Source organism: Pseudomonas sp. SORT22 (genome assembly GCF_018417635.1).
Taxonomy (GTDB): domain Bacteria; phylum Pseudomonadota; class Gammaproteobacteria; order Pseudomonadales; family Pseudomonadaceae; genus Aquipseudomonas.
In genome coordinates, this window is the sequence record NZ_CP071007.1 from 1,503,169 (window position 1) to 1,514,890 (window position 11,722).

At 56.5% G+C, this 11,722-nt stretch carries 6 protein-coding genes, 2 tRNA genes and 3 rRNA genes; 7 read left to right on the forward strand and 4 right to left on the reverse strand.

Annotation, left to right across the window (positions count from 1 at the left end; genetic code table 11):
- Nucleotides 1-16: 16 nt before the first annotated feature.
- A complete protein-coding gene (locus JYG36_RS07055) occupies nt 17-1,090 on the reverse strand; it encodes a diguanylate cyclase (protein WP_213604362.1) in 1,074 nt (357 codons plus the stop codon).
- 129 nt (nt 1,091-1,219) lie between these two features.
- Here JYG36_RS07055 and JYG36_RS07060 point away from each other — a divergent pair, with 129 nt between their 5' ends.
- Nucleotides 1,220-2,320, forward strand: coding sequence for an MBL fold metallo-hydrolase (locus JYG36_RS07060; protein ID WP_093380238.1), 1,101 nt, complete (start codon nt 1,220-1,222; stop codon nt 2,318-2,320).
- On the opposite strand, the gene JYG36_RS07065 is transcribed toward JYG36_RS07060, so the two are convergent.
- A complete protein-coding gene (locus JYG36_RS07065) occupies nt 2,317-3,210 on the reverse strand; it encodes a formate/nitrite transporter family protein (RefSeq protein ID WP_213603466.1) in 894 nt (297 codons plus the stop codon). The genes JYG36_RS07060 and JYG36_RS07065 overlap by 4 nt on opposite strands.
- Before the next feature lie 665 nt (nt 3,211-3,875).
- On the opposite strand from JYG36_RS07065, the gene JYG36_RS07070 reads away from it, so the two are divergent.
- From JYG36_RS07070 to JYG36_RS07095, 6 genes are all read left to right on the forward strand, one after another.
- A 16S ribosomal RNA gene (locus JYG36_RS07070) occupies nt 3,876-5,412 on the forward strand.
- A gap of 66 nt (nt 5,413-5,478) precedes the next feature.
- A tRNA-Ile gene (locus JYG36_RS07075) sits at nt 5,479-5,555 on the forward strand.
- 29 nt (nt 5,556-5,584) lie between these two features.
- Nucleotides 5,585-5,660 (forward strand) — tRNA-Ala (locus tag JYG36_RS07080).
- 214 nt (nt 5,661-5,874) lie between these two features.
- Nucleotides 5,875-8,764 (forward strand): 23S ribosomal RNA (locus tag JYG36_RS07085).
- A gap of 135 nt (nt 8,765-8,899) precedes the next feature.
- A 5S ribosomal RNA gene (rrf, locus tag JYG36_RS07090) occupies nt 8,900-9,015 on the forward strand.
- The 16S, 23S and 5S rRNA genes sit together here with 2 tRNA genes alongside, the layout of an rRNA operon.
- A gap of 306 nt (nt 9,016-9,321) precedes the next feature.
- Nucleotides 9,322-10,314 (forward strand): asparaginase, encoded by a 993-nt coding sequence (locus tag JYG36_RS07095; RefSeq protein ID WP_213603467.1) that lies wholly within the window; start codon nt 9,322-9,324, stop codon nt 10,312-10,314.
- Nucleotides 10,315-10,367: 53 nt separating this feature from the next.
- Here JYG36_RS07095 and JYG36_RS07100 read toward each other — a convergent pair whose 3' ends face one another.
- Nucleotides 10,368-10,670: a hypothetical protein gene (locus JYG36_RS07100; protein WP_045195772.1), complete on the reverse strand. Its 303-nt coding sequence runs from the start codon at nt 10,668-10,670 to the stop codon at nt 10,368-10,370.
- Nucleotides 10,671-11,043: 373 nt separating this feature from the next.
- Nucleotides 11,044-11,706 (reverse strand): NADPH-dependent F420 reductase, encoded by a 663-nt coding sequence (locus tag JYG36_RS07105; protein WP_093380247.1) that lies wholly within the window; start codon nt 11,704-11,706, stop codon nt 11,044-11,046.
- Between the last annotated feature and the right edge of the window lie 16 nt (nt 11,707-11,722).

Here is an 11,722-nt window from a genome sequence, read left to right on the forward strand (position 1 = left end):
CCGCAAGGACGAACGTTCAGTCAGGATAGGCCAGCTTCAGCGCGCTGAGGTCCGAATGGGCGAAATTGACCTGGTTACGCCCGGCTTTCTTCGCGCAGTACAGGGCCTTGTCGGCCTCGTTGAGCCAGGCTTCCGGGTCGGGCAGGGCCGCGCTGCAACTGGCCAGGCCGATACTGAGGCTGATGCGCAGCTCCGGCAGTTGCGGGTTGCGGTAGCTGCCAACCCGCTCGCGCAGGCGTTCCATGGCCTGACTGGCGTGTTCCATGCGGGTATCTGGCAGAATCACGCAGAACTCGTCACCGCCGTAGCGTCCGGCCAGGTCATCTTCGCGTAGGGTGCGTTTGAGCTCGTTGCTCAACTGGTGCAGGACGCAATCGCCGACCACATGGCCGTAGGTGTCGTTGATGGCCTTGAAATGGTCAATATCGATGATCGCGATCACCGCCTCGCGGCCTTGCTGCTGGCAGATCTGGAACTTGAGCTGCAGCAGGTCCTTCCATGAGCCGTGATTGAGCAGGCCGGTGAGGCTGTCGGTGCGGCTCAGGGCGCTTAGCCGGCGCTTGTGCTCAGACAGCTTCATCGCCAGGCGGTAGCAGACCCAGCCAACGGCCATGGGATACAGGGTCAGCATCGGCAGGCAGGCATAGACCTGCAGGGTGCTGGCATGCAATTGCAGCCCGGGGCCGAACAGGGCCATCGACAGCAGCATGCCCAGGCCCTGGATCAGCAGGCCCTTGATGAACAGGCGCTGGCCGCCGGCAGCGAAGTTGTTCATGGCCATCATCGCCAGGATGGTCACGCTGGGCAGGGGATTGAACTGCAGGGTGGCGGTCCAGAACCCGCCCATCAGCGAGTCCAGTTGCAGGTTGCGGTACTCGGCGTGATACGGAACCTTGGCGCGCAAGGCAATCTGATAAGCCAGGTGCGGCCACACCAGGCCGTTGAACAGCAGCAGGCCCCATACCCAGGCGGGCACCGGCAGGCTGGAAATCCCGGCCATAACGCTGAGCATGCCGATCCCCAGGCCGATGATGCGCGGCAGGTAGATCCGCTTTACAAATGAAAGTCCCTTGCCGTTTTTCTTTTCCATCATGGATGCTGGTCTGTTCCGGGGCGCCGTTTATCGCATAAATGCTGTCAATATTGTTGAACAATCGCAGGCTGTTGAAAAATGGCCTTACAAGCCATTTCACGGTTGATGCAATCACTGTGGGGTACCATGAAACTTACCTTCATCCTTGGAGTGTTTCTGCTCATGGCCCCGCTGACTCCCCAGGCCGGTGAACCGGCGCAACGCCAGGATGGGCGTTATCGCAACCAGGCGCAGTTGCCCCAGGACGGGGTGATGAAAAAACTGCGTATCGGCCTCAAGTACCTGTTCCTGAAAAAGCCCGCCGATACCCGCCCCAGTGTCAGCATCGCCGTGCAGCCACTGAGCCGCCAGCAGTTGCTCGAGGCCCCGGACCACAGCGTCTGGCGCCTGGGGCATTCCACGGTATTGCTGAAACTGCGCGAGCGCTTCTTCATTACCGACCCGGTGTTCGCCGAGCGCGCCTCGCCGGTGCAATGGGCCGGGCCCCTGCGCTTTCACCCGCCACCGCTGAAACTCGAGGAGTTGCCGCCGTTGACCGCGGTGATCCTCTCCCATGACCACTTTGACCACCTCGACGAGCAGGCCATACGCCAACTGGCCGTTAGCGCCGAGCACTTTATTGCGCCTTTGGGGGTGGGCGATATTCTGATCGGCTGGGGCGTACCGGCGGCCAAGGTCAGGCAGCTGGATTGGTGGCAGGAAACCAGCGTCGAAGGTGTGCGATTTGTCGCCACCCCGGCGCAGCATTTTTCTGGCCGCGGCCTGTTCGACAGCAACAGCACCCTGTGGGCCTCCTGGGTGATGATCGATGACCAGCTGAAAGTGTTCTTCAGTGGCGATACCGGCTATTTCGCCGGCTTCAAGGAAATCGGCAGGCAGTACGGTCCCTTCGACCTGACCCTGATCGAAACCGGCGCCTACAACGTCAATTGGCCTGATGTACACATGCAGCCCGAGCAAAGCCTGCAGGCGCACCTCGACCTGCGCGGGCGCTGGCTGTTGCCGATTCATAACAGCACCTTCGACCTCTCCACCCACAGCTGGCATGAACCCTTCGACCGTATCCTGGCCCTGGCCAACGCGGCGCAGGTACCTTTGAGCACGCCGCAGATCGGCGAGCGGGTCAGTATCGAGCAGCCACACAGCGGGCCGGCCTGGTGGCAGCCCAAGCCACAACGGGAATTACGCAAGGGCGGTGAGCGGGCGCTGGCGGCGCGCGAGCCCTAGGGCTCCTTGTCTGCCGACGGTTGTTTGTGCGGCTCACGGCGGGGCAGGGCGGAGGGTGGCTTGCCGCTATCGCTGCGCACTTGGGCGTGGCTGATCAGGGCGAATATAAAGCTGCCGCCTATGATGTTGCCGATCAGCGTCGGTGCTGCGAAGTCCAGCCAGAAGGCCGCCCAGCTTACCTCTCCGGCCCAGACCAGGTAGGAAACTTCCACCGAGCCTACAACAATATGGGTGAAATCACCCAGGGCCATCAGGTAGGTGATCATCAGGATGATCCATACCTTGGCAGTCTCCATCGACGGGATCATCCACACCATGGTGGCGATCATCCAGCCCGAGATGATGCCCTTGGCGAACATCTGGTTCAGGTCGTTCTCCATCACCTTGCGGCCAACGTCGAGAAAGGCGACGTCGGTCTTGCTGTCGAAGATCGGCAGGTTGAGCATCACGTAAGACACCAGGATGGTGCCGGCCAGGTTACCGACCAGCACCACCGACCATAAACGCAGCAAGCGGCCGAAGTTGCGCACGGTCGGTTCGGTCATTACCGGCAACACCGCCGTCAGGGTGTTTTCGGTAAACAGTTGCTGGCGGGCGAGGATCACCGCGAGAAACCCGGCCGAGTAGCCGAGGCTGGCAATCACCTGGCTGCTGTCGCCTTGCGGCAGGCGCGAATAGAACAGCCCCATGGCCATCAGCGACAGGCCCATGGTCAGGCCGGCAGCCAGCGCCGACCAGAACAGTGCGGCAATGGTGCGCTCCAGTTCCTGGTCACCCTGATAACGAATGATCTCGTGTAGCACCGCCGCGCGGGGCGGCTGGTTGTGGCTGACTTCCTGCTCTTCGTCTGCAGACAGGCCCGGGGTCTTGCCGCTTTGCGCTTCACTCATGGCGGTGGCTCATCTTGTAGGGTGCCTTATCTACAGATCAACGCGGCTTTGAATAGTTGCTTTAAAGGATGGTAGCTGCAAGCTTCAAGCTTCAAGTTGAGCGCGGTGCTGCCGCTTTTACTTGCAGCTTGAAGCTTGTGGCTTATAGCCAAAATGCCCCCGCTGAAACAAAGTTGAAATAAGTCCTTGACGCCCCCGCGGATGTGTCTATAATTCGCCCCACTTCCGGCGCAGTCGGAACTGAAAACTCCTTGAGTTTCAAAGAGTTAGCGGTTCCAGGGTCATCCGGAGGTGCTTCGATCGAAAGATCGGCAGCGGTGAAAAAGGCAGTTGACAGCGGTTTGAAACGCTGTAGAATTCGCCTCCCGCTACGAGAGATCGCAGCGAGTCAAGTGTTTGAAGTGAAACGAAAAACTTCAAAATAAACGCTTGACAGGCTCTGAGGAAAGCGTAGAATGCGCGCCTCGGTTGAGACGAAAAGTTCTTAACCAACCGCTCTTTAACAACTGAATCAAGCAATTCGTGTGGGTGCTTGTGAGCTCAGACTGATAGTCAAAAAGATTATCAGCATCACAAGTGGCTACACGAAAATCGAAAGATTTGAAAGTAAGTCATTTGAGATTGCTGAGCCAAGTTTAGGGTTTTCTCAAAACCCAAGCAGTATTGAACTGAAGAGTTTGATCATGGCTCAGATTGAACGCTGGCGGCAGGCCTAACACATGCAAGTCGAGCGGATGAGAAGAGCTTGCTCTTCGATTCAGCGGCGGACGGGTGAGTAATACCTAGGAATCTGCCTGGTAGTGGGGGACAACGTTTCGAAAGGAACGCTAATACCGCATACGTCCTACGGGAGAAAGCAGGGGACCTTCGGGCCTTGCGCTATCAGATGAGCCTAGGTCGGATTAGCTAGTTGGTGAGGTAATGGCTCACCAAGGCGACGATCCGTAACTGGTCTGAGAGGATGATCAGTCACACTGGAACTGAGACACGGTCCAGACTCCTACGGGAGGCAGCAGTGGGGAATATTGGACAATGGGCGAAAGCCTGATCCAGCCATGCCGCGTGTGTGAAGAAGGTCTTCGGATTGTAAAGCACTTTAAGTTGGGAGGAAGGGTACTTACCTAATACGTGAGTATTTTGACGTTACCGACAGAATAAGCACCGGCTAACTCTGTGCCAGCAGCCGCGGTAATACAGAGGGTGCAAGCGTTAATCGGAATTACTGGGCGTAAAGCGCGCGTAGGTGGTTTGTTAAGTTGGATGTGAAATCCCCGGGCTCAACCTGGGAACTGCATCCAAAACTGGCAAGCTAGAGTAGGGCAGAGGGTGGTGGAATTTCCTGTGTAGCGGTGAAATGCGTAGATATAGGAAGGAACACCAGTGGCGAAGGCGACCACCTGGGCTCATACTGACACTGAGGTGCGAAAGCGTGGGGAGCAAACAGGATTAGATACCCTGGTAGTCCACGCCGTAAACGATGTCAACTAGCCGTTGGAATCCTTGAGATTTTAGTGGCGCAGCTAACGCATTAAGTTGACCGCCTGGGGAGTACGGCCGCAAGGTTAAAACTCAAATGAATTGACGGGGGCCCGCACAAGCGGTGGAGCATGTGGTTTAATTCGAAGCAACGCGAAGAACCTTACCAGGCCTTGACATGCAGAGAACTTTCCAGAGATGGATTGGTGCCTTCGGGAACTCTGACACAGGTGCTGCATGGCTGTCGTCAGCTCGTGTCGTGAGATGTTGGGTTAAGTCCCGTAACGAGCGCAACCCTTGTCCTTAGTTACCAGCACGTTATGGTGGGCACTCTAAGGAGACTGCCGGTGACAAACCGGAGGAAGGTGGGGATGACGTCAAGTCATCATGGCCCTTACGGCCTGGGCTACACACGTGCTACAATGGTCGGTACAGAGGGTTGCCAAGCCGCGAGGTGGAGCTAATCTCACAAAACCGATCGTAGTCCGGATCGCAGTCTGCAACTCGACTGCGTGAAGTCGGAATCGCTAGTAATCGCGAATCAGAATGTCGCGGTGAATACGTTCCCGGGCCTTGTACACACCGCCCGTCACACCATGGGAGTGGGTTGCACCAGAAGTAGCTAGTCTAACCTTCGGGAGGACGGTTACCACGGTGTGATTCATGACTGGGGTGAAGTCGTAACAAGGTAGCCGTAGGGGAACCTGCGGCTGGATCACCTCCTTAATCGACAGACATCAGCTGTCTTATGAGCTCCCACACGAATTGCTTGATTCATTGAAGAAGACGATTGGGTCTGTAGCTCAGTTGGTTAGAGCGCACCCCTGATAAGGGTGAGGTCGGCAGTTCGAATCTGCCCAGACCCACCAATTACATGTGGTGCAGCCTGTAGCAATACGGGGCCATAGCTCAGCTGGGAGAGCGCCTGCCTTGCACGCAGGAGGTCAGCGGTTCGATCCCGCTTGGCTCCACCACCTTACGTCAAAGCTTAGAAATGAATATTCGTATCGAATATTGATTTCTGAACTTTTTCAGAATCGTTCTTTAAAAATTTGGGTATGTGATAGAAAGATAGACTGGACAGCACTTTCACTGGTGTGTGTTCAGGCTAAGGTAAAATTTGTGAGTAATTACAAGTTTTCGGCGAATGTTGTCTTCACAGTATAACCAGATTGCTTGGGGTTATATGGTCAAGTGAAGAAGCGCATACGGTGGATGCCTTGGCAGTCAGAGGCGATGAAAGACGTGGTAGCCTGCGATAAGCTTCGGGGAGTCGGCAAACAGACTTTGATCCGGAGATCTCTGAATGGGGGAACCCACTCAGCATAAGCTGAGTATCTTGTACTGAATACATAGGTGCAAGAGGCGAACCAGGGGAACTGAAACATCTAAGTACCCTGAGGAAAAGAAATCAACCGAGATTCCCTTAGTAGTGGCGAGCGAACGGGGACTAGCCCTTAAGTGGCTTTGAGATTAGCGGAACGCTCTGGAAAGTGCGGCCATAGTGGGTGATAGCCCTGTACGCGAAAATCTCTTAGTCATGAAATCGAGTAGGACGGAGCACGAGAAACTTTGTCTGAATATGGGGGGACCATCCTCCAAGGCTAAATACTACTGACTGACCGATAGTGAACCAGTACCGTGAGGGAAAGGCGAAAAGAACCCCGGAGAGGGGAGTGAAATAGATCCTGAAACCGTATGCGTACAAGCAGTGGGAGCCTACTTGTTAGGTGACTGCGTACCTTTTGTATAATGGGTCAGCGACTTATATTCAGTGGCGAGCTTAACCGAATAGGGGAGGCGTAGCGAAAGCGAGTCTTAATAGGGCGTTTAGTCGCTGGGTATAGACCCGAAACCGGGCGATCTATCCATGGGCAGGTTGAAGGTTAGGTAACACTGACTGGAGGACCGAACCGACTACCGTTGAAAAGTTAGCGGATGACCTGTGGATCGGAGTGAAAGGCTAATCAAGCTCGGAGATAGCTGGTTCTCCTCGAAAGCTATTTAGGTAGCGCCTCATGTATCACTGTAGGGGGTAGAGCACTGTTTCGGCTAGGGGGTCATCCCGACTTACCAAACCGATGCAAACTCCGAATACCTACAAGTGCCGAGCATGGGAGACACACGGCGGGTGCTAACGTCCGTCGTGAAAAGGGAAACAACCCAGACCGTCAGCTAAGGTCCCAAAGTTATGGTTAAGTGGGAAACGATGTGGGAAGGCTTAGACAGCTAGGAGGTTGGCTTAGAAGCAGCCACCCTTTAAAGAAAGCGTAATAGCTCACTAGTCGAGTCGGCCTGCGCGGAAGATGTAACGGGGCTCAAACCATACACCGAAGCTACGGGTATCACTTAGGTGATGCGGTAGAGGAGCGTTCTGTAAGCCTGTGAAGGTGAGTTGAGAAGCTTGCTGGAGGTATCAGAAGTGCGAATGCTGACATGAGTAACGACAATGGGAGTGAAAAACTCCCACGCCGAAAGACCAAGGTTTCCTGCGCAACGTTAATCGACGCAGGGTTAGTCGGTCCCTAAGGCGAGGCTGAAAAGCGTAGTCGATGGAAAACAGGTTAATATTCCTGTACTTCTGGTTATTGCGATGGAGGGACGGAGAAGGCTAGGCCAGCTTGGCGTTGGTTGTCCAAGTTTAAGGTGGTAGGCTGAGATCTTAGGTAAATCCGGGATCTTAAGGCCGAGAGCTGATGACGAGTTGCCTTTAGGCGACGAAGTGGTTGATGCCATGCTTCCAAGAAAAGCTTCTAAGCTTCAGATAACCAGGAACCGTACCCCAAACCGACACAGGTGGTTGGGTAGAGAATACCAAGGCGCTTGAGAGAACTCGGGTGAAGGAACTAGGCAAAATGGCACCGTAACTTCGGGAGAAGGTGCGCCGGTGAGGGTGAAGGACTTGCTCCGTAAGCCCATGCCGGTCGAAGATACCAGGCCGCTGCGACTGTTTATTAAAAACACAGCACTCTGCAAACACGAAAGTGGACGTATAGGGTGTGACGCCTGCCCGGTGCCGGAAGGTTAATTGATGGGGTTAGCTAACGCGAAGCTCTTGATCGAAGCCCCGGTAAACGGCGGCCGTAACTATAACGGTCCTAAGGTAGCGAAATTCCTTGTCGGGTAAGTTCCGACCTGCACGAATGGCGTAACGATGGCGGCGCTGTCTCCACCCGAGACTCAGTGAAATTGAAATCGCTGTGAAGATGCAGTGTATCCGCGGCTAGACGGAAAGACCCCGTGAACCTTTACTATAGCTTTGCACTGGACTTTGAATTTGCTTGTGTAGGATAGGTGGGAGGCTTTGAAGCGTGGACGCCAGTTCGCGTGGAGCCATCCTTGAAATACCACCCTGGCAACTTTGAGGTTCTAACTCAGGTCCGTTATCCGGATCGAGGACAGTGTATGGTGGGTAGTTTGACTGGGGCGGTCTCCTCCTAAAGAGTAACGGAGGAGTACGAAGGTGCGCTCAGACCGGTCGGAAATCGGTCGTAGAGTATAAAGGCAAAAGCGCGCTTGACTGCGAGACAGACACGTCGAGCAGGTACGAAAGTAGGTCTTAGTGATCCGGTGGTTCTGTATGGAAGGGCCATCGCTCAACGGATAAAAGGTACTCCGGGGATAACAGGCTGATACCGCCCAAGAGTTCATATCGACGGCGGTGTTTGGCACCTCGATGTCGGCTCATCACATCCTGGGGCTGAAGCCGGTCCCAAGGGTATGGCTGTTCGCCATTTAAAGTGGTACGCGAGCTGGGTTTAGAACGTCGTGAGACAGTTCGGTCCCTATCTGCCGTGGACGTTTGAGATTTGAGAGGGGCTGCTCCTAGTACGAGAGGACCGGAGTGGACGAACCTCTGGTGTTCCGGTTGTCACGCCAGTGGCATTGCCGGGTAGCTATGTTCGGAAGAGATAACCGCTGAAAGCATCTAAGCGGGAAACTTGCCTCAAGATGAGATCTCACTGGAGCCTTGAGCTCCCTGAAGGGCCGTCGAAGACTACGACGTTGATAGGTTGGGTGTGTAAGCGCTGTGAGGCGTTGAGCTAACCAATACTAATTGCCCGTGAGGCTTGACCATATAACACCCAAGCAATTTGAGCGAAAGCCAGATTGCGGTGTTGTGAAGACTGCACAGCCGAAGATTTGTAACTCACAAACATCACATACCCGATTCGCTGGAGTGTCTGAACAAGACCTTCTGGCAACAGAATTTCTTGACGACCATAGAGCATTGGAACCACCTGATCCCATCCCGAACTCAGCAGTGAAACGATGCATCGCCGATGGTAGTGTGGGGTTTCCCCATGTGAGAGTAGGTCATCGTCAAGATTAAATTCCGAAACCCCTATCTGCATATGCAGGTAGGGGTTTTGTCTTTCTGGCGATTTAACTGCTAGTCGCGATCCCTGTGGGCGCCGGCCTTGCCGGCGATGCAGGCAACGCCTGATTAGCTGGAAACACCGCTAGCATGATTGCCCTTTCCCCACCCAAGACCATTCCCGCCTCAGCTTCAGACCCGCCTGACTGTCTTATCTAACCGAGTGTCCGCTTAACTGGCGTCCCAACGCCCATGTCTGCAAATGCTGCCCCGATCAGTCTCTCTCGCGCCTGCCATCTGGTTACAGGAGCTGGCGCATGACCCTGCCCAAACTCGCCATAGGAACCCTGGGCGGTACCCTGAGCATGCTCCAGTCAGCGGCAGGCGAAGGTGTCACGCCGGGCCTGGACAGCTTGCAGATGCTCGCCGACGCGCCCGGGCTTGCAGATCTTGCGCACATCTCGGCGAAAACCCTGCAGCTGTTACCCAGTGCCTCGTTGTCGTTCATTCAACTGATCGATGTCCTGTACTGGGCCAAATCCCAGGTGGAAGAGGGCGCCCACGCCGTGGTGCTGAGCCAGGGCACTGACACCCTGGAGGAGGTAGCGTACTTTCTCGAACTGCTCTGGCCCTTCGATGCGCCCCTGATCCTCACCGGTGCCATGCGTGCCGCCAGCGAGCCCGGCGCTGACGGCCCTGCCAATCTGCTGGCAGCGGTGCGGGTGGCGCTGGATGCGCAGAGCCGCGGTCGTGGTGCGTTGGTAGTGGTCAATGATCAGATCCATGCCGCGGCCCATGTGCGTAAAACCGAGAGCCTGGCCATGGCGGCTTTCAGCTCACCGCACTTCGGCTGCGAAGGCCTGCTGATAGAGGGGCGTGTCTGTTACCTGAAACCCACCCGGCCGCGTCAGCCGTTACCCGAACCCTGGCGCCTGGATCAGCGTGTGGTGCTGCTGGAGGCTTATTTTGCCGCCGATACCCTGCTGCTCGAGCAAGTCGCCGGGCTTGGGTATGAAGGGCTGGTGATCGCCGGGTTCGGCGCCGGGCATGTGTCGGCAGCCTGGGCCAAGTGCTTGGGTTACATCACCACCCGGATGCCGGTGATTATTGCCTCGCGAACCGGTTCGGGGCCTACGGCAAATCACACCTATGGCTTCGACGGCGGCGAAATGGACCTGCAACGCAAAGGCGCACTGATGGCGGGTTTCTTGTGTCCGCGCAAATGCCGGGTACTGCTGTGGGTGCTGATCGGCTGCGGGATGGATGACGAGCTGGAGCACTGGCTGGCCGGGTATCGTCAGCCGCGTTGAGGGGAAGGTCACGTGGGGCCGCGTGTCGGCCCCACGTGTCTTCGCAGGGGCGCTTAGACGAATCGCTGAGGTGCTACGCCGCGCGGCAGGCGGCTGCTGCCAGGCAGGGCGCTCAGGCGTGCACGCCAGTTGGCCTTGAAGCAGAACGTGCTCGGGGCAGGGCTGGCCTTGGCCATGCGTTGTTTACGCAGCTCTGCCAGGGACGGGGTGGATTTCTTGGCCGACGCAGGCGACTCCGTCTTGACCAGGGACCGCTGACACGATTTGCAGGAAACCTGGTCAGGGGTGGAGGTGCTGGTGAGGTTATTACCGGCGCGACCGCAAGCGACTGCGTCGCCGCTGGTTGAGTAGTGCATTACCAAGCTGTACATCTCCAAACATATGAACAAAAGCCCCCTATTTTCGCACAGGTTGGCGGCGGATGCGGCGCCATCGTCAACGCGATGCTGGAGGCTTGAGTCAGAAGGTTGAAGAGCAGCGTTGTTTACAGGGGAGAAATGGTACCGAGTGCGCCAATCGCAATGGCCAGCGCCAGAAAACCCACGACGAAGATTGCAAGCTTACCCATGGAGCGCTCCAGATGAAGGTTTTGCGGTGCAGCGCCAGGCTGCAGTCGCGAAATGCGCCCGGTAGAGCGGGGCGCAGGACTATTTTCGCTCTGGCGCTGTTACCGAAACAGATTCAGATGGCGCGGCAAAATGCGGATCAGATCAACTGGAGTGCTGTTGTTCAACGTCGCCAGGCACCTTCAGGCACTTCAACCTCCCGCTCGGCTTGCGCCAGGGCGCGCTTCAAGCCCTCGGCATCAAAAGGTATGCAATAAGCCGGTTTGGCCCGTTCGAACCGCCAGCTTTCATCCAGGCCCCCGGCATCGACCGCGTCGTAACCCAGGTCGTCGAGCAGCCTGCTAACCACCGATTTCGCTTCATCATCATCGCTGGCAACAGGCAGGGCGCGCCGATCTGCTGCGCCGCTACCACGGGCGTCTTTCTCCAAATCCTGGGCAAGAATTGCATTGAATACCTTCACTACCCGCGAACCCGGCAGATGCTCGGCAAGCAGGCGACTGGTAGTGGTTTCGAAACGGTCCAGCGCAGGAAACAGACCATCGCGGTCCGGGTAGTAGTTGTTGGCGTCCATGACGATTTTGCCCTGCAGCCACTGCGCGGGCACGCTGTGGTAGTGCGCGAAGGGAATTGCCAGCAATACCACGTCAGCAAACCGTGCAGCTTCTTCTGCACTGCCCACTTCGCAGCCGAGAATGCCGCTGCGCACGCTGCTCATGGTCTGCGGCCCCCGTGAGTTGCTGAGCATCACCTTATGCCCGGCGGCCAGCGCCAGCTGCGCCACTGCCCGCCCGATAAAACCTGCCCCGATTATGCCAATGCGCATGTCCTTGCTCCGTTGC

What these genes read in the sequence shown, in the direction of transcription:
- JYG36_RS07060 (WP_093380238.1), top strand. Translation starts at nt 1,220, where the DNA reads ATGAAACTTACCTTCATCCTTGGAGTGTTTCTGCTCATGGCCCCGCTG.
- JYG36_RS07105 (WP_093380247.1), bottom strand. Translation starts at nt 11,706, where the DNA reads ATGCGCATTGGCATAATCGGGGCAGGTTTTATCGGGCGGGCAGTGGCG.
- JYG36_RS07065 (WP_213603466.1), bottom strand. Translation starts at nt 3,210, where the DNA reads ATGAGTGAAGCGCAAAGCGGCAAGACCCCGGGCCTGTCTGCAGACGAA.
- JYG36_RS07055 (WP_213604362.1), bottom strand. Translation starts at nt 1,090, where the DNA reads ATGGAAAAGAAAAACGGCAAGGGACTTTCATTTGTAAAGCGGATCTAC.
- JYG36_RS07095 (WP_213603467.1), top strand. Translation starts at nt 9,322, where the DNA reads ATGACCCTGCCCAAACTCGCCATAGGAACCCTGGGCGGTACCCTGAGC.
- JYG36_RS07100 (WP_045195772.1), bottom strand. Translation starts at nt 10,670, where the DNA reads ATGCACTACTCAACCAGCGGCGACGCAGTCGCTTGCGGTCGCGCCGGT.